Below are 26,929 nucleotides of genomic sequence, written 5' to 3'. Positions count from 1 at the left end.
GCTCAGGACATCAGTTGCGCTTGGACACCTTGACCTTCATGGTCGTGCCGTCGCGCTCGAGGACCTTGATGTTGACGCCGTTGTTCGGCACCTTCACCCCGGCACTCGGCTGCTCCGGGTACCAGTAGGTCTTGCTGTCGTTGAAGGTGGACACCCCGTTCTGGCCACGGATGTAGCTCGGCTGGCCGTTGATGTGCAGGGTGAACGAGTCCGCCTTCTCCAGGCCGAACGGAGCGTCGTACCCGCCGACCCGCGGGCGCCACAGCTGGCCGTCGATTCGGTTGATCGGCACCGGGTGCGAGTCGACCGGCAGGATCAGACCGCCGCCCGGGTGCTCGCTGGTGTTGTTGTCGTCGAACGAGGTGTCCCAGTACCAGACCAGCAGGCCGTCCTGGTACGGGAAGTGCTCGACCTTGTCCGGCAACGTGCTGGCCCAGCCGAAGTTGTACGGCCCCGTCTGCAGGTGCTTGTCGTAGGACACGTAGTTGATGTGCGAGGCCAGGTAGTAGTTGTCGTGCATGCTGATGAAGCTCGCGCCCATCGAGCTGAAGCCGTTGAGCGTCCAGCCCTCCGGCGTCGCCTCCGCACCGGAGCTCACCAGCGTGGTCGCACCGTTGACGACCTTGATCTCGTCGGCGAAGAAGCCCTTGCCACCGGCCGCCGGGTCGGTGCTGTAGCGGAACTGCAGACCGATCGTCTTGTTCGCGTACGGCGACAGGTCGAAGGTCGCGTCGACCCAGCCGTTGCTCTTGCCGTCGATCCCGTTGCCCTCGGTCGGCTTGGTGATGTTGCCGGCGATCGGCTTGTAGCCGGTGCCGTCGTCCACCTCGACGTAGGCGTAGTCACAGGCGGTGGTGCCGCAGTCCTCGATGTCCCAGTTGGCCTTGAACGACAGCGTCGTCGTGCCCGCCGGGATCGCGACCTGCCGGCTCATCGTGTTGTTGAGCATGTGGCCGCGGCCGCTCCACCACGACTTGCTGCCGGCCGCCGGTGGGACGAGTTCGTTGACCCGTTCCTTCTTCGGCAGCGTGACCACCAGGCCCTGGGCCTTCTTCGAGTTGTACTCGTGCGGGCCGAGCTCGACGGTCCGGTTCTGCCCGGCGATGACGACCTCGTAGTCCAGCCAGCCCAGCTGCAGCTTGTCCCAGGCACCGAGGTCCGCCGCCTGCTCACCGATGCCGCCGTCGGACGGTTTGCCGACCCGGCTCTGCGCCATGATCGTCCACCAGTTCACGCCGTTCTCGACCGGCGGGCCGGAGGTGTCGTAGTGGTCCGGCAGGCCGAGGTCGTGGCCGTACTCGTGCGCGAAGACGCTGATGCCGCCGTTCTCCGGCTGGATCGTGTAGTCGCCGACCCACAGTCCGCTCTGGCCGATCTGGATACCGCCGGCCGGGTTGTTCGCCGGGCCGCCGGCGAAACCGGCGTACCAGCGGTGCGACCAGATCGCGTCCTCACCCTGCCACGGGTCACCGTCGGCCTGGTCGCCGCCGGCGTGCACGACCTGGAAGTGGTCGATGTAGCCGTCCGGCTCGTTGAAGTTGCCGTCACCATCGAAGTCGTAGCGGTCCCAGACGTCGAACGTCGCCAGCTCGGCCGCGATCTGCGCATCGGTCTTGCCGGCCGCCTTCTGGCCGGCGACCCACGCGTCCAGGCCGTCGCGGAGCAGGTACCAGGTGTTGTTGCAGACGTTGCCGGGGCACGGGAAGCCGTTGGACCGGCCGTAGCGGGCCTCGTTGTACGGGACCTTGACCCACTCGGTGACCATGCCGTCGACTGAGTACCGTCCGGACGACTGCTTCTCGTAGTACTTCTTCACCGAGTTGCCGGAGCCGAAGTACATGTCCTGGAACCACTGCCGGTTGTAGTCCGGCTGCCAGACGGTCGAGTTGTCGACCGAGCGGTCCGGCTCCGGGATCGCGTTGTGCAGCGGTCCCTCGAAGGTGGCCGGGCCGGGGAAGTTCGGTGAGGTGTCCTGGTCGGGATAGCTCGGGTGCCGGACGTTGCCGAACTCGGTGAGCACCACGAAGATCTTGTCGGTCTTCTCCCGGGCCAGCTCGACGTACTGGTCGACCCGTCCCTTGGCGTTCTTGGTGCCCTTCGCGCCCTTGGCCTTGGGCCCGAGGTTGACCACGCTGCTGGCGCCGCGCTTCTCCACCTTGGCCTGGCCGTTCAGCACCTTGGTCAGGGCCTCCTGGCGCAGCTCGCGACGTTTGTCCTCAAGCGGACTGGAAAGCTCGTCGGACATGGGCGCGTCGCCCACGGCCGGCGCCGTGCCCACGTCCTGGGGCGGTGCGGCGTTGCCGGCTGAGGCCATACCGAAGCCTGCCGTCGCCGCCAGTGCCAGGCTGAAGAGCCCGGCGGGTAGCTTGCGCACGATTCCCCTCCGTACATTCGTCGAGACGCACCGCGCTTGGTGACGCGGTGTGTTCAGAGCTCCCCCGAGCGTGTTTCGCGCGACAGTACGTCCAAAATCGCGAGAGCTGAAGTAGCAGCGGGAAAAAACCGGAAACGTGCGGGAATTCCTGCGGGATCGGGGGAACTACTCAGGCGACCGGACCGGACCGGTTGGCAGACTGTCGGTCATGGAGCGTGACCCTGTCGACGACCTGCTGCAGCCGCTGTGGCGCGCGCTGGTCGTGTTCCGGGTGATGACCTGGGCGTTCGCCTGCTTCGGGGTCTGGACCCGGTGGGACGGCATCGTCCGGCCGTCCGGGGCGGTGCTGCAGCTGGCGATCATGGGCGTCTGGACGGTCATCTCCTCGATCGGCTACAGCCGGCGCTGGGGCCGGCGGAACACCCGGCTCGCGTTCGCCGACCTGGTCGTCACGGTCGGCTGCATGTACGCGACCCTGCTGGCTCAGCCACTGCTCGACATCCGCGCCGGCGCGTCCGTACTGACCTCGGTCTGGGCGGCCGGACCGGTGATCGCGCTGGCGATCTCCCGCGGCCGCGACGGCGGACTGCTCGGCGCCGCGACCGTCAGCCTGGCGCTGCTGTCGCTGCGCGGGGTCGACAACGCCTCGAAGATCCTCAGCAACGTCCAGTTGCTGCTGGTCGCCGGTCTGGTCGTCGGGTACGCCGCCTCGACCATGCGGCAGGCGGGCGCCCGGCTGCGGGAGGCGATCGCGGCGGAGAGCGCGACCGCCGAGCGGCTGCGGCTGAGCCGGTCGATCCACGACGGCGTCCTGCAGGTGCTGGCCCAGGTCCAGCGGCGCGGTACGGCGATCGGCGGCGAGGCGGTCGAGCTGGCGAAGCTGGCCGCCGAGCAGGAGGTTGCCCTGCGCACCCTGATGACGTCCCGGCCGACCGTTGCCCAGGGCGACCGGATCGACCTGTGCGGGCTGCTGTTGCCGTTGGCCACGACGCGAGTCGACGTCGTCGTACCCGCCGGACAGGTCCTGCTGCCGGCCGCGGTCGCCGGGGAGCTGGTTGCCGCGGTCAAAGAGGCGTTGAAGAACGTGGACAAGCACGCGGGCCCGCAGGCCCGGTCCTGGGTGGTGGTCGAGGACCTCGGTGACGAGGTGCTGGTGTCGGTCCGCGACGATGGCAGCGGTACGACGCCCGCCCGGCTCGAACAGGCCCGGGTCGACGGTCACCTGGGTGTCAGCCAGTCGATCCGCGGCCGGATCACCGACCTGGGCGGCTCCGTCGCCGTCCGCACCGCCCCAGGCGAAGGAACCGAGTGGGAACTGAAGGTGAGCACAACATGATCCGGGTAATGATCGTCGACGACCATCCGATGTGGCGGGAAGGGGTGGCGCGGGACCTGGGCAGCCGGGGGTACGACGTCTGCGCGACCGCGTCGGACGTGTCGGGTGCGGTGAAGATCGCGCTCGCGACCCGGCCGGACGTGGTGGTGATGGACCTGCAGTTGGGTGACGGATCCGGTGTCGACGCGACCCGTGAGATCACCACAGCCCTTCCGGACACCCGAGTGCTGGTGCTGTCGGCCAGCGCCGAGCAGGACGACGTACTCGCCGCGGTGAAGAACGGTGCGTCGGGCTATCTGGTGAAGTCGGCGTCGCTGGACGAGTTCGACGACGCAGTACGGCGTACCGCGGAGGGCGACGCGGTGTTCAGCGCCGGACTGGCCGGACTGCTGCTGGGGGAGTACCGGCGGCTCGGGACCGGCTCCTCAGGTCCCGAGGTACCCAAGCTGACCGAGCGGGAGACAGAGGTCCTCCGGCTGGTCGCACGCGGGCTGACCGCTCGGCAGATCGCCACCCGGCTCGTTCTGTCGCATCGGACGGTGGAGAACCACGTGCAGAACACCCTGCGGAAGCTGCAACTGCACAACCGGGCCGAGCTCGTCCGCTACGCCATCGAGCACGGAATAGACGACGCCCCCGAGTAGAGACCCGGGGGCGTCGCACGGAGGTACTACAGGCCGTTCGAGAACAGCAGGCGATTCACCGTGCCGCCGGTGGAGCCACCGCTGATCACGTTCGGCGTGGCGTTGGCCTCGATGTACGACTTCACCGTCGCCGGGCTGGCCGACGGGCTGGTCTGCAGGTAGAGGGCCGCGACGCCCGCGACGTGCGGCGTCGCCATCGACGTGCCGTTGTAGGAGCCGGTGGTATTCCCGGGCAGCGTCGAGACGATCGCCGAGCCCGGCGCGTAGATGTCCACGCAGGAGCCGGTGCTGGAGTACGACGCCCGCGCATCCGTGCTCGTGGACGCCGCGACGACCAGAGCGGTCGAGATCTTTCGCGGCAGCCGGTCACACGAGTTGCCACCGGTGTTGCCGGCCGATGCGGCCAGGAAGACGCCGGAGTTGATCATCGCGCGCAGCGAGTTCTCCAGGGTGGTGTTCGCGCTGTAGTTCCAGGACGCGTTCGCCACTGCGGGCTTCACCGCGTTCCGGGTGACCCAGTCGACCGCGGCGATCGCCGACGACGCCGTACCGCCGCCACTGCAGTTCAGCCACTTCACCCCGTGCAGGCGGACGTTCTTGGCAACGCCGTACGACGTGGAGCCGATGGTGCCGGCCACGTGGGTGCCGTGGCCGTTGCAGTCGGTGTTGTTGGAGTCGATGCCGTTGAAGTCGAAGCTGGCGCGACCGCCGAAGTTCGGGTGCGACGGGTCGATGCCGGAGTCGATGATGTAGGCGTGCACGCCGGAGCCGGTCCGGGTGTAGGTGAACGACCTCGACAGCGGCAGGTTGCGCTGGTCGATCCGGTCGATCCCCCACGACGGCGGGTTGGTCTGGGTCGCGTCCAGGGCGTTCTGCACGTAGACGTCCTGCGAGATCGCGATGACGTCCGGGTTCCGCTGCAGCTCGGCGAGCTGGGCCGGGGTGAGCTTGGCGCTGAACCCGTTGACCGCCGTGCTGAACTGCCGCTGCGGCGCGACGCCGAGCTTGCTCTTCAGCCGGGCGCCCTTCTTCAGCTCGACGATGTAGGTGTCCTTGACCGCGGTGACACCGGGCTCGGCCTTAGCGAGCTGGACCGGGACGATCCGCTGCGGCTCGGGAGTGGAAGCCGCGCCGGCGTTTCCGGCGGTGCCGAGGGCAAGGGCCGGCACCAGAGCGGCGGCGGCGAGGGACAGACTGATGCGACGATGACGCACGGTTCCTCCTCAGGGAACTCATCACCCACCGGGGCGGAGGGGTGATCACCCTCGGTCCGCAGTCGATTACGGACCGAGGGTGGTGTGAAGTTAGGGCGTGCTCACCTGACGCGTCAATCAGTTCGGTTGCGACCTGATGCCATGGCACTCACTGGCCGCCCGGATGCGTTTGAATGGCTTCGTACACTGTGCGTTCCACGTCGAGCCTGCTCCGGTGTGGTCTGCTCTGTTATGACACCCGCGGCGCGGGTGCCCAGCCCCGGAGGCAATTGGTGAACCGGTCGTCCATCGTCCGTGCGTTGCTCGCGCTCGTCGTCCTGGCCCTGTCGACGTACGTCGTCCTCACGGCCACGCCCAAGCTCGGGCTCGACCTGCGCGGGGGCACCCAGATCGTGCTGGAGGCGAAGGACTCGCCGACGGTCAAGGCGAACCGGGAGACCACCGACCAGGCGACCACGGTCCTGCACCGCCGGATCGACGCCCTCGGCGTCAGTGAGCCGACCGTCACCCGCCAGGGCGAGAACCGGATCATCGTCGAGCTGCCCGGGGTCCAGGACCCGCGCGAGGCGGCCCGGGTGATCGGCAAGACCGCGCAACTCACCTTCCACGCGGTGCTCGACCAGGTCGCCGCGAAGCCGGCCAAACCGGCCGCCGGCGAGCTGTACCTGCCGCCCGAGGACGGCCAGGGCTTCCTCCGGCTGGCCAAGCCCGCGATGACCGGAGAAATGGTCGGCAGCGCCGAGGGCCGGCTGGACCCGCAGCAGGTCGCGCAGGGCTGGTTCGTCGAGCTGAACTTCAAGGGCGACGGCGGCAAGATCTGGGCCGACATCACCGGCAAGGCCGCCTGCGAGCAGGTGAACACGCCGCCGCGGATGATCGCGATCGTGCTCGACAACGAGGTGATCAGCGCCCCGCAGGTCGACCCGAACGGCGGCAGCCAGCTCTGCAACATCGGCCTCACCGGCGGCAGCAGCACGATCAGCGGGACCTTCACCGAGGCCGAGGCCAAGGACCTGGCCGCGCTGATCGAGGGCGGTTCGCTGCCGGTCCCGGTCGAGGTCATCGACCAGCGCACCGTCGGCCCGTCGCTCGGCAAGGACGCCATCGAGGCCAGCGCGACCGCCGCGATCATCGGCCTGGCGCTGACCGCGCTGTTCATCATCCTGGTCTACCGCCTGGTCGGCCTGATGGCCGTCCTCGGCCTGATCGCCTACTCCGGTATGTCGTACGCCGCGCTGACCGCGCTCGGCGCCACCCTGACCCTGCCCGGCCTCGCCGGATTCGTGCTCGCCATCGGGATGGCGGTCGACGCGAACGTGCTCGTCTTCGAGCGCGCCCGGGAGGACTACATCGAAGGCCGCACGGACGGTCTGGCGCGGTCGTTGCGCAGCGGTTTCCAGAACGCGCTCTCCGCGATCGCCGACTCGAACATCACCACCCTGCTGGCCGCCGGACTGCTGTTCTTCCTGGCCGCCGGCCCGGTCCGCGGCTTCGGCGTGACGCTGAGCATCGGTGTGATCGCCTCGCTGCTGTCCGCCCTGGTGCTGGTGCGCGTGCTGGCGGAGTTCTTCGTCTCCCGCAAGTTCGTGCAGAAGCGTCCGGGGATCAGCGGCATCGCCGGCCACGGCCGGGTCCGGACGTGGCTCGAGGCGCGCCGGCCCGCGCTGATGAAGCACAGCCGGCGCTGGTTGCTGGTCACCGTGGTGGCGATCCTGATCGCCGCCACCGGGGTCCTGGTGCGTGGGCTGAATCTCGGCATCGAGTTCACCGGTGGGCGGTTGCTCGAGGTGAGCACCTCGCAGCGGATCACGCCCGACCAGGCCCGCGCCGCGGTCGCCGAGGCCGGCTACCCGAACGCGGTGGTCCAGTCCTCCGGGACCGACGACATCACCGTGCGGACCGAGCGGATCAGCGACGACGAGACGGAGAAGATCCGCGAGTCGATCGGCCGGATCAGCGGCGGTACCGAGGTGATCCGGAACGAGAGCATCGGCCCGTCGCTGGGCACCGAGATCCGCAACAAGGGCCTGATCGCCCTCGGGATCGCGCTGCTGGTCCAGTTGCTGTACCTGGCCGCGCGCTTCCGATGGACGTTCGGGGCCGGAGCCGTGCTGGCCCTGGTGCAGAACGTCGCGGTCGTGGTCGGCGTGTTCGCCTGGCTCGGCAAACCGATCGACGGCATCTTCCTGGCGGCGATCCTGACCATCATCGGTTACACGGTGAACGACTCGGTGGTCGTGTTCGACCGGATCCGGGAAACCCGGAACGCCCGCGCCACCGACAACCTCGGGTCCGTCATCGACACCGCGATCGTGAACGTGCTGCCCCGCACGATCAACACCGGTATCTCGACGCTGTTCATCCTGAGCGCGTTGCTGTTCCTCGGCGGCGACTCGCTGGCCGACTTCGCGCTCGCGTTGCTGCTGGGCATCCTGGTCGGCACCTACTCGTCGAACCTGACCGCCGCTCCGCTGCTGCTCGAGCTCGAACGCCGCTACCCGGCGCCGCCGCCGCGGCCGAAGCGTCCGCAGGTCGACCGGGACGCGCAACCGGACCGCGGCGCGGTCGTCTAGGACACGGCCGCGCGGCTTGTCCACAGCCCAGCCCGCCGGACCAGAAATTAGTCGGTCCTGCGGGCTAGGGTGTGGCGGTGGGAGTCGACGTACACGAACTGCTGGAAGCCGCTGTCTCGGGGATCAACGGGCAGACCCGGCCTGGTCAGGTGGAGATGGCCGAGGCCGTCAACACCTCGATGCACGACGGGTCGCACCTGCTCGTCCAGGCCGGCACGGGCACCGGTAAGTCGCTCGGTTACCTCGTGCCCGCGCTCGTCCACGCACTTGAGGACCGGCGGGTCGTCGTCTCCACCGCGACGCTGGCGCTGCAGTCCCAGCTCGTCGACCGCGATGTCCCCGCGCTGCTCGACGCGACCGAGAAGCTGCTGCCGCGCCGGCCGACGTACGCGATCCAGAAGGGCCGCAACAACTACGCCTGCCTGCACCGAATCCGTGAGGGTGCCCCCGACGACGACGGCATGCTGATCGACGTGCCGCCGCCGGGGCAGATCGGCCAGCAGGTGCTGGAGTTGCGCGACTGGGCCGAGCAGCAGTTGCTCGACGGCGAGGCCGGCGACCGCGACCACGCGCCCCCGCATCAGTACCAGGCCTGGCAGCAGGTCGCGATCGCGGCCCGCGAGTGCCTCGGCGCGCAGAAGTGCCCGTACGGCGAGGAGTGTTTCGCCGAGAAGGCGAAGGAGGAAGCGCGCAAGGCCGACATCGTGATCACCAACCACGCGCTGCTCTCGATCGACGCCTTCGAGAACCGCACGGTCCTGCCCGAGCACGACGTCGTCATCGTCGACGAGGCGCACGAGCTGCCGGGCCGGGTGACCGGTGCCGCCGGCGACGAGCTGTCACCGCAGATGGTCGAGCGGGCCGCGAAGCGCTCGCGCCGGTTCGTGGACGACGACAAGGCCGACGACCTGATCGACGCTTCCGACGCGCTCCGGGCCGCCCTCGACGGCAGCCGCGAGGGCCGGATCGAGGCCTCGAACGGCCCGGTGCTGGAGGCGGCCGCCCTGGTCCGTGACGCCGCCCGCGCGCTGTACTCCGACCTCAACAAGAAGACCGACGACAAGGACGACGACCCGGACGGCGCGAAGCGGCAGTCCAAGGGTGCGGTCAAGGAGATCTTCGACGTCGCCGAGCGGGTCGCCGCGCTGAGCGATCTCGACGTCGTCTGGATGATCGACCGCGATCGCTTCGGCCGTGAGCTCCGGATCGCTCCGCTGACCGTCGCCGGCCTGTTGCGCGAGCTCGTCCTGAAGGACAGGACGGCCGTGCTCACGTCCGCCACGCTCACGCTCGGCGGCGACTTCGACGCGATCGCCCGGCAGGTCGGTCTGCGACCGTCGGACAAGCTCGCCGACGACGACGAGATGCCGGAGCTCGACGACTCGTCGGACACCGGGCCGCTGCCCTGGCGCGGCCTCGACGTCGGCTCGCCGTTCGAGTACGAGAAACAGGCCATCCTGTACGTCGCCAAGCACCTGCCGCCACCGCATCGCGACGGGCTCGGGCAGAAGCAGTTCACCGAGATCATCGACCTGGTCACGGCCGCGGGCGGCCGGACGCTCGGGCTGTTCTCGTCCCGCCGGGCCGCCGAGGCGGCAACGGCCGCGGTCCGGGAGGCGACCGACCTCAAGGTGCTCTGCCAAGGCGACGCGCAACTGGGCGAGTTGGCCCGCGAGTTCGTCGACGACCCCGAGACCTCGCTGTTCGGCACGCTGTCGCTGTGGCAGGGCATCGACGTCCCCGGCTCGACCTGCAACCTGGTGATCATCGACCGGGTGCCGTTCCCGCGCCCCGACGAGCCGTTGATGGCCGCCCGTCAGCGGGCGGTCGACGAAGCGGGTGGAAACGGGTTCATGGCGGTCGCCGCGACGCACGCCGCCTTGCTGCTCGCCCAGGGGACCGGCCGGCTGATCCGCCGCAGCAGCGACCGCGGCGTGGTCGCGATCCTCGACCCGCGCATCGTCACCCAGCGGTACGGCGCCTTCCTGCGCGCCTCCTTGCCCCCGATGTGGCCGACCGCCGATCGTGAGAAGGTGCTCGGGGCCCTCAAGCGGTTGCAGTCGACATGAGTCCGGTGACCAGTCCGCCGGTGCTGCCGATGATGGCGGCGCTGGGGGAGATGCCGTCCGGGTCCGGCTGGTCGTACGAGATGAAGTGGGACGGCATCCGGGTGATCGCCGAGGTGGACGACGGCGTCTGCCGGCTGTGGTCGCGGAACAGTCGCGACGTGTCCGGTGGGTATCCCGAGCTGATCGGTCTGGCGGAGGCGCCGGGGTTGCGGCTTCCCGCCGTACTGGACGGGGAGATCGTCACGCTGGACGCGAGCGGTGCGCCCTCGTTCGGCCTGCTGCAGCGGCGGATGCACGTGCGGGACCCGCGGCAGTTGCGTCGCCTGATCACCGAGGTGCCGGTATCCGTCCGGCTCTTCGACCTGCTGCGGTTCGACGGCAAGTGGTTGCTGGACGCAACGTACGACGACCGGCGTGGGCTGCTCGATTCGCTGGAGATCGGCGACCCGTTCTGGGAGACGCCGCCGGCGTACGCCGACGGGGAGGCGGCGCTGGACCTGTCGGCGTCGACCGGACTCGAAGGGGTGGTCGCCAAGCGGCGCAAGTCGCGCTACCTGCCCGGTCGTCGCAGTGCGGACTGGGTCAAGGTCAAGCCGGTCAAGACCCGGGACGTGATCCTGTGCGGCTGGCACCCGGGCGAAGGCAACCGGTCCGGCAAGATCGGCTCGTTCTACTGCGGCGCGTACTCCGAGCCGGGTGGTGACCTCGTGCTGATCGGCAAGGTCGGCTCCGGCCTGGACTTCGCCACGCTGGACATGCTCAGCGCGGAGCTCACCGGCCTGGAGATCGACCGTCCGCCGTTCGATCCGTCCACGGTCCCGACCTCGGACCGGCGCCGGGCCCACTGGCTCGATCCCGCCTTGGTCGCCGAGGTGACCTACTCCGGTTGGGCCGCCGACGCCCGGCTCCGTCACCCGGTCTGGCGTGGTCTGCGGCTGGACGTCGACCCGGAGTCCGTGCTGGTCGACCGCGACTAGGGTCTGAGCCGACGTCCGTGCGAATGCACGGGAATGTTCCTGTGCGCGCGGGAAACGCCGCGCGTGCAACGTCCGGGAGATTGTTCGGAATGCGGCGAATGCGCCTGTAGCGCTGAGACGGACGGTGTTCAGGTGTCTCAATTCTGCGCGGATTTCAGGCAATGCCGCGGAGAACTCTGGTGCTTCTCACGTCGGTTACCGCCTGGCCCGGAATCGCCGCCACGATTCCGTGCCGGTTGAGTCAGTCGTTCGCTTCCCGGGAAGGCGCCGGAATCGCGAGTGCCGCCTCGATCTTGTCGACCAATTTCTCGGGTGAATGGGTCGGCGCGTACCGGGCGATCACCCCGCCGTCCCGGCCGATCAGGAACTTGGTGAAGTTCCACTTGATCCGCCCGCCGAGCAGGCCGCCCTGCTCACGCTTCAGCCAGTTGTACAGCGGAAGCGCCTTCGAGCCGTTGACGTCGATCTTGGCGAACATGGGGAACGTGACGTGATAGATCGTCGAACAGAAGTTCGCGATCTCGTTCTCGTCACCAGGCTCCTGGTGGCCGAACTGGTCGCAGGGGAAGCCAAGCACCGAGAAGCCCTGCCGGCGATATGCCTTGTAAAGCTTCTGCAGGCCGGTGTACTGCGGGGTTTGGCTGCACTGCGAGGCCGTGTTCACCACCAGGAGCACCTGGTCGCGGAAATCGGCAAGAGACTGTTCATTGCCTTCGATCCGCCGGGCGCTGAAGTCATAGACAGTCGTCATGACTCAATGCTGACACGACACGCCCGACTTCGCGCGCCGTCTGAGATGTCAGACTCGCCGCAGAACTGTTACGACCTTTCCGAGAATGATCGCGTCCTTGCCGTCGATCGGCTCGAACGCCGGGTTGTGTGGTAGCAGCAGGATCTCGGTCTTGGTCTTCTTGAACGTCTTCACGGTCGCCTCGCCGTCGATCATGGCAGCGACGATGTCACCGTTGTCCGCGGTCGGCTGCTGCCGGACCACGACCCAGTCGCCGTCGCAGATGGCCGCGTCGATCATCGACTCACCCTTGACCCGGAGCATGAACAGCGTGCCCTCGCCGACCATTGCCTTCGGCAACGGGAAGACCTCCTCGATCTCCTGCTCGGCCAGGATCGGCCCACCGGCGGCGATCCGGCCGACCACCGGAACGTAGGCCGCGTCCGGATGCACGTCGCCCGCACCGGTCTCGTCGTACGTCGTCTGGCGCACCGGGCCGACCGTCGTCCGGCGGGCGGCGGCGTCGACCTCGCCGGGGTAGCGGACCTCGATCGCGCGCGGCCGGTTCGGGTCGCGACGGAGCAGGCCCTTCTGCTCGAGCACGCGCAACTGGTGCGACACCGACGACGAGCTGGTCAGGCCGACCCGCTCGCCGATCTCGCGCATCGAGGGCGGGTAGCCCCGGCTGTCCACCGAGTCGCGGATGACGTCCAGCACCCGGCGCTGCCGCGGGGTCAGCCCGGTCGCGTCGGCCGGGCCGTCGGGCAGCTCGGTCACGGTCTGGTCCGGCGCCGTTGATGCGGTCGGGGTCGCGTCGGCGTGGCCACCGGCGCGCACCGCGTTGCGCTCGTCCTTGCTGGAACCGCTCGGCGTCCTGGCCATCGGTGCTTGCTCCTCGGGTCGGGCCGGGCGGTCCCGCGCCGGCTTTGTCGAATGACACGACCGTAGACCGAATCCTGAGATTCTTCAAACATCTGTTCGAAGGCGTGTCGGTTCGCACGTTTGTTCGTGTGTCCGGTTATAAGGCGCGGGCGAGGTCGTCCGGTGGAGCGGGAATTTCCTGGGCGTGTCCCGGTTGGAGGTGGTTGCGCGACGGGTGCGGTTCGGTTAATCATTCGTACAGGCGTTCGATCGAACAGGTGTTCGGGCCGGGTCGCCGGAGTCGCTTATCCGGAAACTGTCGGAGGCGGCCGGTAGACAGGGATCGACACCGCAGGACGAGGCTGGACGAGGTCTGGAGGATCCGATGAGCACAGCGGCTCTCGCGGCAGACGCACTGGCGGCGCGCCAGGCACCAGGGGCGGTTCCTGACGCGACTCCCGGCACGCATCCTGGTGCCCGGCCGCGCCGCCGGCCCACGATCGCCGGGACGACCACCGAGCGCCTCCCGGTCCGTGCCTGCTCCGGCGCCGACCTCGGCCGCGCCCAGACGGCCCGCGTCGCCGACCGCCGTCGCGCCCAACGCCAGGCGGCCGCCGATGGGCCGCTGCGACTCACCCGCCGCGGCCGGGTGCTGCTCACCGCCTTGTCGGTGCTCGTCTTCGGCTCCGCGGTCGTCGTGCTCGGCCTCCGCATCACCGGCGTGCTCGAACCCGGCCCGGACTTCACCCACACCGTCCCGGTCCAGGTGACCCCTGGCCAGTCCCTCTGGTCGATCGCCCAGACCACCAACCCCGGTCAGGACCCGGCGATCGTCGTCGAAGAGATCGCCGACCTGAACAACCTCGCCGGCCCCGCCGACGTCGTTCCCGGCCAGACCCTCCAGATCCCGATCGCCCGCTGATCGCGACTTGCGCACGTCCGTAGAACGGTCACGGCTGCTTGGTGGCGTAGCCCATGTAGGAGATGGCGGTGGACGTGGTTCGGCCGACGTTCATCCGGCGGCTCAGTTCGCCGTAGGTGAGGCGGCCCCGGCGGGCTCGGGTGAAATTCCGAAGGAGTGCGAGTTTGTTCGCCCGCGGGCCGAGGCCGGTGATTTCGTCGAGGCGTAGGGAGTGCCGGCGGAGCGTCTCCTCGAGTTCGGCCGGCTTGATGAACATTTCCCAGCAGTGCAGCCGGGTGTCGACCATCCGGGTGAGCCGCCAGTCCTGCATCGCCTTGATCGCGAGCACCTTGCTCGCCGGCGTCCGGTTGATCGTGTCGAACAGGTAGATCCCGCCCGGCTTGAGCACCCGCGCGGTCTCCTTGATCACCTGCTCCACGCTCGACACATGCTCGAGTACGTCGCAGCAGTACGCGAGCTCGAACGACTCGTCGGCCAACGGCAGGCGCTCGCCGGTCGCGACCAGGTAGCCGATCGTCAGTCCACCGGATGCGGCGTGCTGCCGGGCCGTCCCGATCGACACCGGCGACGGGTCGATCCCCACCACCTCACACCCGAGCCGCGCGAACTCCTCTGCCATGAATCCGCCGCCACACCCGACATCCAGCGCCCGCATCCCGGCCGGCTCCCGACCGACCCGCTCGAGCACCCCGCGGAAGTAGCCGAACCGCCCCGGCGTGAAGCTGCCGTGCAGCATGTTCAGCGGGTTCCCCTCGTCCCACCAACTCCCGCCGAGCCGGTCGTAGATCCGGTTGTCGACCGCCACCACACCCACCCCCAGCCCAGTATCAACCCAGGGCGGCTCGCCATTCGCTCGCGCGGAGGGCGTAGATGTACTCGTTGGCCCATTCGCCCTTGAAGAAGGCGCATTCGATCAGGTGGGCTTCGCGGTGCATGCCCAGGCGTTCGAGGAGTTGGGCCGAGGGTGTGTTGCGGTCGTCGAGTACGGCGCAGATCCGGTGCAACCCCAGGTCCTCGAAGCCCAGACGCAGTACCTCGGCCGCTGCCTCGAACGCGAGCCCTCTGCCCTGGTAGTCGGTGTGCAGCGCGAAGCCGATCTCGCCCTGGCGGTCCGTCGCGCTCGCCCACTTGAGCAGGACCTCGCCGATCACCGTCCCGGTCTCGCGCAGCTCGATCGCGAGCACGAGCCACTGACCCGACTCGGTCAGGGCGTCCTGGGTGAGCTTGGCCTCGAGCGCCTTCCGGGTCTGCTCGCGATCGCGGACCGGCCAAGGCGTGTAGCGAACGACTTCCGGTCGCGAGTGGAACGCGTTCAGGTCGTCCAGGTCGTCCATCCGGTGCGGCCGCAGGTCGAGCCGCTCGGTCCGCAGTGGGTACGTCGGGCGCAGTCCAGGCACAGGTGCCGTCCTCGGGTAGGCTGTCTAACGCTGTTAGACACTAGTTCAACGCAGTAACCGGCGACAACGAGGTTTCTCCGTGACCGCACGCCACCCGTCGTCCCACGCCGCAGCCGGAATCTCGGTGAACGCGATCGCCGACGCGGCCCTGGCGATCATCAAGACCAAGGGCGTCAACGGGCTGACGATGCGCGCGGTGGCCGAGCGCCTGCGAGTCCGCGCGCCGTCGCTCTACCACCACGTCCGCAGCAAGGACGAGCTCCTCGATCTGGTCGCGCGCAACGCGTTCGACCAGTTCACCGCCGGCCTCGCGGCGTACGAGGACATCCGCAGCGTCGACGACTGGATCGCGGTCACCACGGCCGGTGCGCTCGAGCTGCGCGCGTTCTACGCCGACCACCCGGGGCTGGCCGCCCTCATCCAGGCGAAGGCGACCCCGGACCGCGACCGCGGCGACGGCTCCCGCGCGGAGCTCGTTCGCGTCCAGATCCGCTCACTCGTGGGCCTCGGCGTACCCGAACCACAGGCACGCGAGATCTTCGAGACCAGCGCCCACTGGACCCTGGCCGCCGTGGTGGCCGAGCCGACCACGCCCGACCGCTTCAAGGACGGGCTGGAGCTCTTCATGGACGGCGTCCGCGCCCGCCTCGACGACTTACTGGCTACTTGACGGTGCTCAGCCAGAGGTCCGCGTACCGCGCACCGTCCACAGCAGTCGCCACCTGTACGGTCGGCGACGGCCCGTGCGGATCGCGGCCGAGGTCGAGCGAGCCGCGGGTGTCGACGATCGTCCGTCCACGCGACCAACTCCCGGACAGCTCGACCCGCAGCGGGAACGACTGCGTCGTGAGGCCGGCCGGATCGATGACCGCGCACACCGCTCCGCCGTCGCCGATGCTCGCGCCGTCGGACCCGTACAGCTCGCTGCGTTTCTCGATTAGCTTCCGCGCGAGCTCGGCCGACGGCGAACCGCCCAGCGAGCGCGCCTGCTCCAGCGAGATCACCACGTCGTAGAACACGTCCAGCCCGTACATCGTCACGGATACGCCGAGCTCGGCAGCCGCGTTGAGCACGATCGCGGCCGCCTCCGGGTCGGTCCAGATGTTGAACTCCGCCGAGGCGGTCGCGTTCCCGATCCCGGCCGCACCGCCCATGAACACAATCTCCCGCAGCCCGGCCGCGGCGTCCGGGTACGTGCGCAGCAGCAACGCGATGTTGGTCATCGGTGCCAGCGGGATCAGGGTCACCAACTCGCCGGACGTCGCCGCGGCCCGCAGTACGTCCCGGAGGAGTTCGACGGCGTGGCCGGTGCCCGGCGTACGCGTGGAGCGCGGCCAGTCGAGGTTGCCGAGTCCGTCGGCGCCGTGCACGTGCGGCGCGGCGCGTACGGGCTGGAGCAGCGGTACGGCGGCACCGGCCGCCACCGGCACGTCCGAACGGCCGGCCGCATCCAGCACGGTCAGTGTGTTGACCACGACGTCGTCCAGGCCGACGTTGCCGCCGACGCAGGTCACCGCCTTGAGGTCGAGCTCGGGATGGCGGGCGGCGAGGAGCAGCGCACACGCGTCGTCGAGACCCGTGTCGACATCGAGAATCACCGGCTTCATGGCGCCATCCTCACGCATCGCCGGATCCACTCGGCGTTGGGAGTCAATTCATCACCTGCTCTGGTGCTGTTGGTGTCGCTTTCCTACGGTCGGTGGCCATGATGCTGATGTCACGCCGCCCCCGTGCAGTCTTGGCCGCTCTCGCCACCGGAGCCACCATTACCGCGTTCCTGAGCACGCCACTGCCAGCCGCAGTCGCCGAGCCGGCGGCCGCACCGATCCCGTCGGCGGGGCCGGTCTCGGCGGCGGCACCGATCCCGGCGGTCGCGCCGGTGCCGACGGTCGACGAGACGTTCGACGGTACGACGTTGCCGGCCGGCTGGTCCGCCGTCGACGGGACGTGGAAGGTCGAGGGCGGCCGGCTCATCGGTACGTCGACCAGTTCCGGCCAGCAGAGCCGCATCACCTTCGGCACCCCGCTCACCGACTTCCGGATCGAGAGCCGCCTGCGCTTCGAGTCCGCGCTCGACGCCGGCCGCTGGGTCGCCTTCGGCCTCGACCTCGCCGCGACCGGCGCGGTCCCGTGGTCGATCGCCACCCTGCGGAACGGCTCGACCGCCACGAACGGCCTCGAGTTCGCCCAGCGCACGCCCGCCAACGCCTGGAACGTCACCGACACCGCCGCCGCGCCGGTGCAGGTCGGAGTCGGCAAGGAGGTCGCCGTAGCGGTCGAGGTCCGCGGCACCCGCGCGACCTGGTACGTCGACGGCCGCGAGTCGCTGCGGACCACGATGGTCAACCGCAGTACGACGGGCGTGCAAGGACTGCTCGTGAACGGCGCGACCGTCTCGTTCGACCACCTCAAGGTGACGCCACTCGAGAAGGAGTCGTTCATCCGCAAGCCTGGCGCGCCGCTGCGTGTGTGGGCGCACCGCGGTGGGTCGTCGGCCGCGCCGGAGAACACGGCCGCCTCCGACGAGGTCGCCCGCCGGGCCCGGGCCGAGTGGATCGAGAACGACGTCCAGCCGACGAAGGACGGCGTACCGGTGATCCTGCACGACACCACCGTCGACCGGACGACCGACGGGACCGGTGCGGTGCGTTCGCTGACCGCGGCCCAGGTGGCCGGGCTGGACGCGGGGTCGTGGTTCGCCCCGGCGTACGTCGGCCAGCGGGTGCCGACCCTGGCGTCGCAGCTCGACGGGCTGAGGACGCGGGGTGGCAACCTGCTGCTCGAGGTCAAGGGCGAGCACACGCGGGAGTCGGTCGCGCGGATCGTGCAGGAGATCCACAGCCGCGGGATGAGCAGCCGCGTGTTCGTGCAGAGCTTCGAGCCGCAGCACCTGCGCTGGATGCGTGAGCTCGCTCCGGAGTTGCCGCTCGGTCTGCTGCGGTCGACGCTCGACCCGGATCCGGTCGCGATCGCCAAGGACCTCGAGCTGTCGGCGTACAACCCGTCCGACGGCGCGTTCCAGACCCGGCCGGGCATCGTCGCCGAGCTGCACGAGGCCGGTGTCGCGGTGAACGTCTGGACGGTGGACGACGCGAACCGCTGGAACGCGCTGGAGAAGGCCGGCGTCGACGGCATCATCACGAACCGGCCGGCCGAGCTGGCGGGCTGGAACGCCGCCTTCGCGCAGCGGGTGAAGCCGGCCGCGACCATTCTCAGCCCGGCCGCGGGCGAGCGCATCGACCGGGCCCAGGTCCTGCGCGTTGCTGTCGGCAACAACTCCGCCGAGCCCGTCGCGATCACGCTCGACGGCGTGTCGATTGTCAACGGTGCGATTGTCGACACGACCACGCTGACCGCCGGGAAGCATGTGCTGACCGCGACCGTCGCCGGCTCGACCGTGCAGAGCAGCTTCGACGTCGTCGCCACACCGACGGGCCTGGCGAGCCTGATCCTGACCTCGGGCGCGACCCCGTCGACCGTTTCGACGCTGACCACGCTCCTCGGTCAGAAGCAGTACGCCGTCCTCGCGACGTACGCGCGGACGCCGGGTGCTCGCGGCTTGACGCCCGAACGCCGTCAGCAGATCGTGGCGGAGGCCAACGCTCTCGCCGCACGCTGAAAGCCTGACATGACCGAGAACGCGTCTCCCAGCGCGGTTCAACGCCTCTCCTACGCCCCGTCCGACCCCGAGGCCACTCCGCTGCGGACGGCTCGCGTCACGGTCGACGCGTCGGCCGATACCGGCGTACTCGCCCGCCCGTGGGCCAGCCTCGGGTACGACGAGATCAACTGGACGTACACGCCGCAGGGCCGCCGGACGTTGCAGACGATCGGCGGCTTCGCGGAGACGCCGTACCACGTCCGGCCGCACAACATCTTCACCAGCGGCACCGGACTGGGCCTGCCGCACTGGGGGAGCGGCAACGTCTACCACGAGGACGCCGACGGCAAGCCGTACTACGACTTCACCATCGCCGACCTCACGTACGACGCAATCGTCGGTGCCGGCCACCATCCGCTGGTCGAGCTCGCCTTCACGCCACTGGCCCTGGTGCCGGAGTCGGCGAAGACCGAGTTCCCGTTCGAGGGCAGTCCCAGCCAGTACAGCGCGTACGAGGCCGGCTGGTGGTCTATCCGCCGAAGGACTATGGCAAGTGGGCCGGTCTGGTCGCGGCACTCGTCGAACACGTGCTCGAGCGCTACGGCGCCGACGAGATCCAGCCCTGGCTCTGGGAGCTGTGGAACGAGCCGGACATCTCCTACTGGCGCGGTACGCCGGAACAGTTCCACGACCTGTACGACGTGACCGTCAAGGCGATCCGCGACGTTCACCCGACGGCACGTGTCGGCGGGCCGGCCGTCACCGGTGGCGACCAGGGTGCGGTGTTCCTGCACGGCTTCCTGCAGGCCTGCGCCGACCGCGACCTGCCGATCGACTTCATCTCCTTCCACACCAAGGGCTCGCACTTCACGCCGTGGCGTACCTACGGGCCGATCGGCGCACCGGCGCCGGAGCGGCAGTCACCGTCCACGCCGAAGATGCTTCGCGAGATCGACCGCGCGCTCACAGTCATCGAGCAGTTCCCGCGGTACGTCGGTGCGCCGGTGATCGTGGACGAGTGCGACGCCTCGGTCCCGGCGCACTGGGGGATCTACGACAACGCGAACTTCGCCTACCGCAACAACGAGTACTACCCGGTGTTCCAGGCCAAGCTGATGAAGAAGGTGCTGGACCTCAACGAGCAGCACACCGCGAAGGTGCATGAGGCAACGACGTGGAGCTTCTCGATGGAGGGTGAACGCTACTTCGAGGGCACCCGCAGCTTCGTCACCGCGTCCGGCATCGAGAAGCCACTGATGAACGCCTACCGCGCCTTCGCCCGCCTGGGTGACCGACGACTGGCGGCAACCTCCGACCGGTCCGCGGACATCTCCGACATCAGCGCCCTCGGCAACGGATTGCCCGAGGAAGTCGACGTCATCGCCGGCCGGCACTCCACCGACGGCAGCGTCGCGATCCTGGTCTGGCGGCACACCGACGACCAGTACGCCGAGGACCCGGGCACCACCCGGGTCGACCTGGAGGTCGACGGAATCGACGGCGAGTGGACCGTCCAGCACTTCCGCATCGACCGCAGTCACAGCAACAGCCACACGGTCTGGCGTGACCTCGGCGCCCCGCAGGATCCGACGCCGGAGCAACTCGCCGCGATCACGGCCCGACAGGGCCTCGAGCGGTTCGCCGACGACTCGCGGATGGTCGTCGATGGCCGGTTGCGCCTGACGCTCGAGCTGCCGCTTCCTTCCTTGAGCCTCGTTATTCTGAGCATGGTGACGTGAAGCGGGCCACCGGCGAAGGGGAGTTCCATGACGTTGGATCCCGGAGTGTGGGGTGTGCTGGCGACGCCGCTTACGGAGGACGGCTCGGCCGTCGACACCGAGTCGCTGGCCCGGCAGGTGCGGCACTACGAGTCGATCGGAGCGACCGGGCTGACGGTGCTCGGTGTCTTCGGTGAGGCGGCCCGGCTTACGCCCGCGGAACGCCGTACTGTCGTGGACACGGTCGTTGCCTCCGGCGAGTTGCCGTTGGTCGTAGGCGTCAGCGCGCTCGGGCTGGAGGACGTCTACGCGGAGGCCGCGAACGTCCTGCCCGTGGCCGGATCCCGCCTCGCCGGACTGATGGTTCAAGTGAACTCCAGCGATCCGGAGGCCCTGAGCAAGCACCTGAACGCCGTGGCGGAGCGCACCGAATGTCCGCTGGTCGTCCAGGACTACCCGGTGATCAGCGGCGTCCCGATCGCCACCGCCGACCTGGTGACCGCCGTACGCGCCGTCTCGTCCGTCGTCGCGGTGAAGTCGGAGTCCTCGCCGAGCCCGCCCGCGGTCGCCGAGTTGGCGGCCGGCCTCGACGTACCGATCTTCGGCGGCCTGGGCGGCACCTGCCTGCTCGACGAACTGGCCGTCGGTGCGGCCGGAGCGATGACCGGCTTTTCCGTGCCCGAGGGGCTGCTGGCGTGTGTCGGCGCGTTCCGGGACGGCGGCTTCGAGGCGGCCCGCGCGGTCTGGCGTGACTACCTGCCGCTGGTCAACTTCGAGTTCCAGGCCGGGATCGCGCTCGGCCTGCGTAAACGCAGCCTGGTGCTCCGGGGTCTGATCGCGTACGACGCGGTCCGCCCGCCGGCCGCCGTACCGCCGGAGAGCATGTTCCGGCTCCTCGAGGAGCATCTGCGCCGGACGCCCGCGGCCCTCTGACGCTGCCGTAGTTTGTGCCTCTCCGGGCTCGTTCCGGTGGCGCCACGCGGGAGTACACGGGGCCGCACGGTTGTTGGAACAAAGAGACGCGCCCGACAACTTGGCGTCCTTGCAAACTGTCGGAGCAGCGATCTAGGATCCCTAGATGTAGTGGTTACACGGGTGTAATTTTCCACAGGTAGTGGTCGGTTGCACACAGCTTCTACACAAGTTGTCCCCAGGCAGATCCACAGGACGCCCCCTCGGCGGCCCACGGGAGGAGTGATTCGTCGTGCACTGTCCGTATTGCCGGCACGTCGATTCCCGGGTCGTGGACAGCCGGGTGGCCGAGGACGGCGGAGCGATCCGCCGGCGCCGGCAGTGCCCGGTCTGCGAGAAGCGGTTCACCACCGTCGAGCAGATGCAGCTCACGGTCGTGAAGCGCTCCGGCGCGACCGAGCCGTTCAGCCGGGAGAAGGTCGTCAACGGCGTCGGCAAGGCCTGCAAGGGCCGGCCGGTGGACGTCGACGCCCTGGCCCGGCTGGGCCAGCGGGTCGAGGACGCGCTCAAGGCGAGCGGCTCGCCGGAGGTGCCCGCGCACGAGGTCGGACTCGCGATCCTCGGGCCGCTGCGGGAGCTCGACGAGGTCGCCTACCTGCGGTTCGCGAGCGTGTACCGGCAGTTCGAGTCCGCGGACGACTTCGAGACGGAGATCGCGCTGCTGCGGGCGGAGAAGGAGCCGGAAGGCACCGAGCCGCGCCCGCTGCGGCCGACCCAGCAGACGTAAATCGGGGAACCAGCACGACCGGCAGTAACCAACGGGGCGGTCCCGACAGACCGCGGCGGTACAAACACAGGGCGAGGAGCAACCATGACAGAGACGGTGACCGGCCACTCGGGGTCGACCAAGAGGTCGGCGGCCGGGTTCCGCGGGCGGAAGAACGCGCCCACGGGACTCACCATCGAGCGCATCTTCACGACCGAGGGAGTACACCCGTACGACGAGGTGACGTGGGAGCGCCGCGACGTCGTCCAGCAGAACTGGAAGACCGGTGAGACCGTCTTCGAGCAGCGCGGGGTGGAGTTCCCCGACTACTGGAGCGTGAACGCGTCCACCATCGTCACCACGAAGTACTTCCGCGGCGCGGTCGGGCACGACAACCGCGAGTGGAGCCTCCGGCAGCTGCTCGACCGGGTGGTCAAGACCTACCGCAAGGCCGGCGAGGAGCACGGGTACTTCGCCACCCCGGCCGACGCCGAGGTGTTCGAGCACGAGATCACCTGGATGCTCCTGCACCAGTATTTCAGCTTCAACTCGCCGGTCTGGTTCAACGTCGGCACGTCCTCGCCGCAGCAGGTGTCGGCCTGCTTCATCCTCGCCGTGGACGACTCGATGGACTCGATCCTGAACTGGTACAAGGAAGAGGGCCTGATCTTCAAGGGCGGCTCCGGCGCCGGCCTGAACCTGTCCCGGATCCGCTCGTCCAAGGAGCTGCTGCAGTCCTCCGGTGGGACGGCGTCCGGCCCGGTCTCCTTCATGCGCGGCGCGGACGCGTCCGCCGGCACGATCAAGTCCGGCGGCGCCACCCGGCGGGCGGCGAAGATGGTCGTGCTCGACGTCGACCACCCCGACATCGAGGAGTTCGTCGAGACCAAGATGCGCGAGGAGGAGAAGATCCGCGTCCTGCGCGACGCGGGCTTCGACATGGACCTCGGCGGCCGCGACATCACCTCGGTGCAGTACCAGAACGCCAACAACTCGGTCCGGGTCACCGACGAGTTCATGCGCGCGGTCGAGGACAAGGGCGAGTTCGGGCTGCGGGCGCGGCTGGACAACTCGGTGATCGAGACCGTCGACGCGCGCGAGCTGTTCGACAAGATCTCCCAGGCCGCCTGGGCCTGCGCCGACCCGGGCCTGCAGTACGACGACACCATCAACGACTGGCACACGACGCCGGAGACCGGCCGGATCACGGCCTCCAACCCGTGCTCGGAGTACATGCACCTGGACAACTCGTCCTGCAACCTGGCGTCGCTGAACTTGATGAAGTTCCTCCGTGACGACGACCAGTTCGACTCGGAGAAGTTCGTCAAGGCGGTCGAGCTGATCATCACCGCGATGGACATCTCGATCTGCTTCGCCGACTTCCCGACCGAGGCGATCGGCGAGACCACCCGCGCCTACCGGCAGCTCGGCATCGGGTACGCGAACCTCGGCGCCCTGCTGATGGCGACCGGCCACGCGTACGACTCCGACGGTGGTCGCGCACTGGCGGGCGCTATCACCTCGCTGATGACCGGTACGTCGTACAAGCGCTCCGCCGAGCTGGCCGGTGTCGTCGGCGCGTACGACGGCTTCGAGCGGAACAAGGACGCGCACACCCGGGTGATGCGCAAGCACGCGGCGGCCAACGACGCGATCCGCACGATGCACGAGATCGACAAGGACGTCCAGAAGCACGCCACCGCGGCGTGGGAGGGCGTGCTCAAGATCGGCGCGAAGAACGGCTGGCGGAACGCGCAGGCCTCGGTGCTCGCGCCGACCGGCACCATCGGCTTCATGATGGACTGCGACACCACCGGCATCGAGCCGGACTTCTCGCTGGTCAAGTTCAAGAAGCTGGTCGGCGGCGGCTCGATGCAGATCGTCAACCAGACGGTCCCGCGGGCGCTGCGGCAGTACAACTACACCGAGGAGACGATCGAGGCGATCGTCGAGTACATCTCCGAGCACGGCCACGTGGTCGACGCGCCCGGCCTGAAGCCCGAGCACTACGAGATCTTCGACACCGCGATGGGCGAGCGGGCGATCAAGCCGATGGGCCACGTGCGGATGATGGCGGCCGCGCAGCCGTTCCTGTCCGGCGCGATCTCGAAGACGGTCAACCTGCCGGAGACCGCGACGGTCGAGGAGATCGCCGACGTCTACTTCCAGGGCTGGAAGCTCGGCCTGAAGGCGCTCGCGGTGTACCGCGACAACTGCAAGGTCGGCCAGCCGCTGGCGGACGCGAAGGCGAAGAAGGCCGCGTCGTCGGAGGCGGTGGCCGCCGAGGCCGCTGTCGCCGAGAAGATCGTCGAGAAGGTGATCGAGTACCGGCCGACCCGCAAGCGCCTGCCGAAGTCGCGGCCGTCGCGGACCACGTCGTTCAGCGTGGGCGGGGCCGAGGGCTACATGACGGCCGGCTCCTACCCGGACGACGGTCTCGGCGAGGTCTTCCTGAAGATGGGCAAGCAGGGCTCGACCCTGGCCGGCGTGATGGACGCGTTCTCGATCGCGATCTCGATCGCGCTCCAGCACGGCGTACCGCTGGAGACCTACGTCCAGAAGTTCACCAACCTGAAGTTCGAGCCGGCCGGCCTGACCGACGACCCGGACGTCCGGATGGCGCAGTCGATCATGGACTACATCTTCCGCCGGCTGGCGCTGGACTACCTGCCGTTCGACGAGCGGGCCGCGCTGGGCATCTACTCCGCCGAGGAGCGGTCGCGGCAACTCGACACCGGCTCGTACGAGCCGGCCCCGGTCGAGGTGTCCGAGGCCGAGTCGCTGAAGTCGGTCGAGCCCGCGCCGGAGAAGCCGGCGGTCGCCGAGGCGGCGACCGCGAAGCCGGTCGACACCTCGGAGGTGCGGACCACGGCGGAGATGTTCGAGCTGATCACCGGTACGTCGGTGGACGCGCCACTGTGCTTCACCTGCGGCACGAAGATGCGGCCCAGCGGCTCCTGCTACGTCTGCGAAGGCTGCGGCAGCACGTCCGGCTGCAGCTGAACGTTGCTCGCTGCAGTCTGGCTTGGTCGGCTCGATAGCTGGCTGGGTTGGCTGGCCGGCTCCGGTCGCCGACTGCGGTCGGCTCGATAGCTGAAAGCGCCACGGCCCCCGGGAACTTCCCACTTTCCCCGGGGGCCGCAGCGCGACTACCGTCGAGCTGTGGAGGAGATCGACGGTCTCCTCGCGGCCGGGGCGAAGGCACTCGGCGACGGGGACTGGCCGGCGGCACGTGCCGCGTTCGGGTCCGACGGTGTGCGAGACACCGCTGCGGGCCTCAACGGGCTGGGCACCGCGCAGTGGTGGCTGGGCGACACCCGGTCCACATTTTCGTGCTGGGAACGCGCCTACGCCTTGTACCGCCGGTCCGACCCGGCAGAGGCGGTCTTCACCGCACTGGGGCTCAGCTTCGTGTACGACGCCAACTTCGGCGACCGGGCAGCGGCACAGGGCTGGGCTGCTCGGGCGGTTCGCGTGGCTGCATCGCTGGGGGATCCAGTGGTGTCGGCGTGGGCGTCGCTGGCGCGTGCCGGGTCTGCGCCCGGGGCCGATGCGGCTGATGTGGCCGCTTGGTGCGAAGCGGCGTACGAGGTCGGGGCGGACGCGGGGGACCGGGATCTCGAGCTGTGCGCGCTCAGCATGTGGGGCTCGGCTCTCATCGAGCTGGGCCACGTCATCGAGGGCACTGCCTTGCTGGACGAGGCTCTCGCGGGTGCGCTCGGCGGTGAGGGAGCCCGGCCTGACACGGTCGTGCTGACCAGCTGCCTGTTGATGCGCTCGTGTGTTCGCGGCGCTGACTTCCTTCGAGTCGTGCAGTGGACGCGTTCGCTCGACGGCTTCATCTCGCGCTACGGCTGCCCCTATCTGAATGCGTCGTGCCGGGCGTCGTACGGTGCTGTGCTCATCGCGATCGGCGACTGGTCCCGGGCCGAGGACGAACTGGTCGCCGCAGCGGAGCTGGCACAGGACGCAGCACCCGCGGTCCAGGCGGAGGCGGCTGCCTTCCTCGCTGACCTCCGCCTCGGGCAGGGGCGTGTTGCGGAGGCCCGTCTCCTGTTGACCGGCTTCGAGGACCGCGCTGTCGTCCGGCCCGTCCTGGCAGCCACCTACCTGACCGCAGGGGAGGTGGCGATGGCGCTGTCATTGGTACGTCGTCACCTCGACGAGGCCACTCCACTGGACGAAGCGCGGCTGCGCGAGGTTCTTGGCGCCGCTTGCCTGGCCGCTGGTGATGTTGCCGGCGCTGTTGCTGAGGCAGAGCGGCTTACTGCTCTCGGTACGACGACCGACAGCGGGCTGATCGCAGCCCGGGCTGCCCGCTTATGCGGACGGGCTCTGCTGGCGCAGGGGAAGTCTCGGGAGGCCGTGGCACGGTTGTCAGCGGCAATGACCTGGTTCGGGCTGTTGGAGATGCCGCTCGAGGTGGCGCGGACCCGAATGATGCTGGCGCAGGCTCTGTGCCCGGACGAGCCGACGCCTGCGGTGGCCGAGGCCCGGATCGCTCTCGCGGTGTTCGAGGACTTGGGTGCTCGGGCTGATGCCGATGCGGCTTCCGCTTGGTTGCGGGCCGCCGGCGCGTCGGCCGCTCGGGTCGGTCCGCGTGGCCTCGGGCTGCTGACCCAACGGGAGCGCGACGTGCTCGCCGTACTCGCCGAGGGCCTGCCGAATCCGGAGATCGCGGCCCGGCTCTACATCAGCCGCCGTACGGTCGAACACCACGTAGCCAGCATCCTGTCCAAGCTCGGCGCCCGAAACCGAACCGAAGTCGCCGCCTACCTCACCCGGGTGAGCGAATAGGCGAGTTCACCGATGCCCGGCGCGACCTAGCGCTGCAA

The 26,929-nt window shown here is 69.2% G+C and carries 21 protein-coding genes; 14 read left to right on the top strand and 7 right to left on the bottom strand.

Annotation, left to right across the window (positions count from 1 at the left end; translation table 11 throughout):
- Positions 1-10 precede the first annotated feature (10 nt).
- Positions 11-2,374, bottom strand: coding sequence for an immune inhibitor A domain-containing protein (locus tag ACQPYZ_RS23650; RefSeq protein WP_433159908.1), 2,364 nt, complete (start codon positions 2,372-2,374; stop codon positions 11-13).
- A 208-nt stretch (positions 2,375-2,582) separates the two neighbouring features.
- Here ACQPYZ_RS23650 and macS point away from each other — a divergent pair, with 208 nt between their 5' ends.
- Entirely contained in the window at positions 2,583-3,710 is a 1,128-nt protein-coding gene (macS, locus tag ACQPYZ_RS23645; protein WP_433159906.1) for a MacS family sensor histidine kinase, read from the top strand.
- Positions 3,707-4,354 (top strand): response regulator, encoded by a 648-nt coding sequence (locus tag ACQPYZ_RS23640; protein WP_433159903.1) that lies wholly within the window; start codon positions 3,707-3,709, stop codon positions 4,352-4,354. The genes macS and ACQPYZ_RS23640 overlap by 4 nt, the downstream gene beginning before the upstream one ends.
- A gap of 26 nt (positions 4,355-4,380) precedes the next feature.
- On the opposite strand, the gene ACQPYZ_RS23635 is transcribed toward ACQPYZ_RS23640, so the two are convergent.
- Positions 4,381-5,568 (bottom strand): S8 family peptidase, encoded by a 1,188-nt coding sequence (locus ACQPYZ_RS23635; RefSeq protein ID WP_433159901.1) that lies wholly within the window; start codon positions 5,566-5,568, stop codon positions 4,381-4,383.
- Positions 5,569-5,840: 272 nt separating this feature from the next.
- Here ACQPYZ_RS23635 and secD point away from each other — a divergent pair, with 272 nt between their 5' ends.
- From secD to ligD, 3 genes are all read left to right on the top strand, one after another.
- Positions 5,841-8,141 (top strand): protein translocase subunit SecD, encoded by a 2,301-nt coding sequence (gene secD, locus ACQPYZ_RS23630; RefSeq protein ID WP_433159898.1) that lies wholly within the window; start codon positions 5,841-5,843, stop codon positions 8,139-8,141.
- Between the two features lie 71 nt (positions 8,142-8,212).
- Positions 8,213-10,210, top strand: a complete 1,998-nt coding sequence (locus ACQPYZ_RS23625) for an ATP-dependent DNA helicase (RefSeq protein WP_433159896.1) — start codon at positions 8,213-8,215, stop codon at positions 10,208-10,210.
- Positions 10,207-11,187: a non-homologous end-joining DNA ligase gene (ligD, locus tag ACQPYZ_RS23620; RefSeq protein WP_433159893.1), complete on the top strand. Its 981-nt coding sequence runs from the start codon at positions 10,207-10,209 to the stop codon at positions 11,185-11,187. Before ACQPYZ_RS23625 ends, ligD begins: the two co-directional genes overlap by 4 nt.
- Positions 11,188-11,428: 241 nt before the next feature.
- Here the strand turns inward: ligD and ACQPYZ_RS23615 are convergent, their stop codons facing one another.
- On the bottom strand, positions 11,429-11,938 hold the full coding sequence (locus ACQPYZ_RS23615) for a glutathione peroxidase (protein WP_433159890.1): 510 nt from the start codon (positions 11,936-11,938) through the stop codon (positions 11,429-11,431).
- A 48-nt stretch (positions 11,939-11,986) separates the two neighbouring features.
- Positions 11,987-12,799: a transcriptional repressor LexA gene (gene lexA / locus ACQPYZ_RS23610; RefSeq protein ID WP_433159888.1), complete on the bottom strand. Its 813-nt coding sequence runs from the start codon at positions 12,797-12,799 to the stop codon at positions 11,987-11,989.
- A 364-nt stretch (positions 12,800-13,163) separates the two neighbouring features.
- On the opposite strand from lexA, the gene ACQPYZ_RS23605 reads away from it, so the two are divergent.
- Positions 13,164-13,700, top strand: coding sequence for a LysM peptidoglycan-binding domain-containing protein (locus ACQPYZ_RS23605; RefSeq protein WP_433159886.1), 537 nt, complete (start codon positions 13,164-13,166; stop codon positions 13,698-13,700).
- Positions 13,701-13,728: 28 nt separating this feature from the next.
- Here ACQPYZ_RS23605 and ubiG read toward each other — a convergent pair whose 3' ends face one another.
- Positions 13,729-14,505: a bifunctional 2-polyprenyl-6-hydroxyphenol methylase/3-demethylubiquinol 3-O-methyltransferase UbiG gene (gene ubiG / locus ACQPYZ_RS23600; RefSeq protein WP_433159883.1), complete on the bottom strand. Its 777-nt coding sequence runs from the start codon at positions 14,503-14,505 to the stop codon at positions 13,729-13,731.
- A 22-nt stretch (positions 14,506-14,527) separates the two neighbouring features.
- Positions 14,528-15,097: a GNAT family N-acetyltransferase gene (locus ACQPYZ_RS23595; protein ID WP_433159880.1), complete on the bottom strand. Its 570-nt coding sequence runs from the start codon at positions 15,095-15,097 to the stop codon at positions 14,528-14,530.
- Positions 15,098-15,176: 79 nt separating this feature from the next.
- On the opposite strand from ACQPYZ_RS23595, the gene ACQPYZ_RS23590 reads away from it, so the two are divergent.
- Positions 15,177-15,767, top strand: a complete 591-nt coding sequence (locus ACQPYZ_RS23590; RefSeq protein WP_433159877.1) for a TetR/AcrR family transcriptional regulator — start codon at positions 15,177-15,179, stop codon at positions 15,765-15,767.
- On the opposite strand, the gene ACQPYZ_RS23585 is transcribed toward ACQPYZ_RS23590, so the two are convergent.
- Positions 15,760-16,704, bottom strand: coding sequence for a nucleoside hydrolase (locus ACQPYZ_RS23585; RefSeq protein WP_433159875.1), 945 nt, complete (start codon positions 16,702-16,704; stop codon positions 15,760-15,762). The genes ACQPYZ_RS23590 and ACQPYZ_RS23585 overlap by 8 nt on opposite strands.
- 131 nt (positions 16,705-16,835) lie before the next feature.
- Here ACQPYZ_RS23585 and ACQPYZ_RS23580 point away from each other — a divergent pair, with 131 nt between their 5' ends.
- From ACQPYZ_RS23580 to ACQPYZ_RS23550, 7 genes are all read left to right on the top strand, one after another.
- The gene (locus ACQPYZ_RS23580; protein WP_433159873.1) at positions 16,836-18,716 is read left to right on the top strand and encodes a glycerophosphodiester phosphodiesterase; all 1,881 of its coding nucleotides are present in this window, start codon (positions 16,836-16,838) and stop codon (positions 18,714-18,716) included.
- 9 nt (positions 18,717-18,725) lie between these two features.
- Entirely contained in the window at positions 18,726-19,403 is a 678-nt protein-coding gene (locus ACQPYZ_RS23575; RefSeq protein ID WP_433159871.1) for a hypothetical protein, read from the top strand.
- Positions 19,286-20,437 (top strand): GH39 family glycosyl hydrolase, encoded by a 1,152-nt coding sequence (locus ACQPYZ_RS23570; RefSeq protein ID WP_433169741.1) that lies wholly within the window; start codon positions 19,286-19,288, stop codon positions 20,435-20,437. The genes ACQPYZ_RS23575 and ACQPYZ_RS23570 overlap by 118 nt, the downstream gene beginning before the upstream one ends.
- 27 nt (positions 20,438-20,464) lie before the next feature.
- Positions 20,465-21,349, top strand: a complete 885-nt coding sequence (locus ACQPYZ_RS23565; RefSeq protein WP_433159870.1) for a dihydrodipicolinate synthase family protein — start codon at positions 20,465-20,467, stop codon at positions 21,347-21,349.
- Between the two features lie 271 nt (positions 21,350-21,620).
- Complete coding sequence (gene nrdR, locus ACQPYZ_RS23560) at positions 21,621-22,115, top strand: transcriptional regulator NrdR (protein WP_433159868.1); 495 nt, start codon at positions 21,621-21,623, stop codon at positions 22,113-22,115.
- An 84-nt stretch (positions 22,116-22,199) separates the two neighbouring features.
- On the top strand, positions 22,200-25,097 hold the full coding sequence (locus ACQPYZ_RS23555; RefSeq protein ID WP_433159866.1) for a vitamin B12-dependent ribonucleotide reductase: 2,898 nt from the start codon (positions 22,200-22,202) through the stop codon (positions 25,095-25,097).
- A 159-nt stretch (positions 25,098-25,256) separates the two neighbouring features.
- Complete coding sequence (locus ACQPYZ_RS23550) at positions 25,257-26,891, top strand: LuxR C-terminal-related transcriptional regulator (protein WP_433159863.1); 1,635 nt, start codon at positions 25,257-25,259, stop codon at positions 26,889-26,891.
- Positions 26,892-26,929: the final 38 nt, after the last annotated feature.

Source organism: Kribbella sp. CA-247076, assembly GCF_050942445.1.
Taxonomy (GTDB): domain Bacteria; phylum Actinomycetota; class Actinomycetes; order Propionibacteriales; family Kribbellaceae; genus Kribbella.
This window is presented reverse-complemented; position numbering and strand designations above follow the sequence as displayed.

Coding starts and splice junctions, on each gene's coding strand:
- ACQPYZ_RS23575 (WP_433159871.1), top strand. CDS start 18,726: ATGACCGAGAACGCGTCTCCCAGCGCGGTTCAACGCCTCTCCTACGCC.
- macS (WP_433159906.1), top strand. CDS start 2,583: ATGGAGCGTGACCCTGTCGACGACCTGCTGCAGCCGCTGTGGCGCGCG.
- lexA (WP_433159888.1), bottom strand. CDS start 12,799: ATGGCCAGGACGCCGAGCGGTTCCAGCAAGGACGAGCGCAACGCGGTG.
- ACQPYZ_RS23615 (WP_433159890.1), bottom strand. CDS start 11,938: ATGACGACTGTCTATGACTTCAGCGCCCGGCGGATCGAAGGCAATGAA.
- ACQPYZ_RS23565 (WP_433159870.1), top strand. CDS start 20,465: ATGACGTTGGATCCCGGAGTGTGGGGTGTGCTGGCGACGCCGCTTACG.
- ACQPYZ_RS23605 (WP_433159886.1), top strand. CDS start 13,164: ATGAGCACAGCGGCTCTCGCGGCAGACGCACTGGCGGCGCGCCAGGCA.
- ACQPYZ_RS23640 (WP_433159903.1), top strand. CDS start 3,707: ATGATCCGGGTAATGATCGTCGACGACCATCCGATGTGGCGGGAAGGG.
- ligD (WP_433159893.1), top strand. CDS start 10,207: ATGAGTCCGGTGACCAGTCCGCCGGTGCTGCCGATGATGGCGGCGCTG.
- ACQPYZ_RS23585 (WP_433159875.1), bottom strand. CDS start 16,704: ATGAAGCCGGTGATTCTCGATGTCGACACGGGTCTCGACGACGCGTGT.
- ACQPYZ_RS23555 (WP_433159866.1), top strand. CDS start 22,200: ATGACAGAGACGGTGACCGGCCACTCGGGGTCGACCAAGAGGTCGGCG.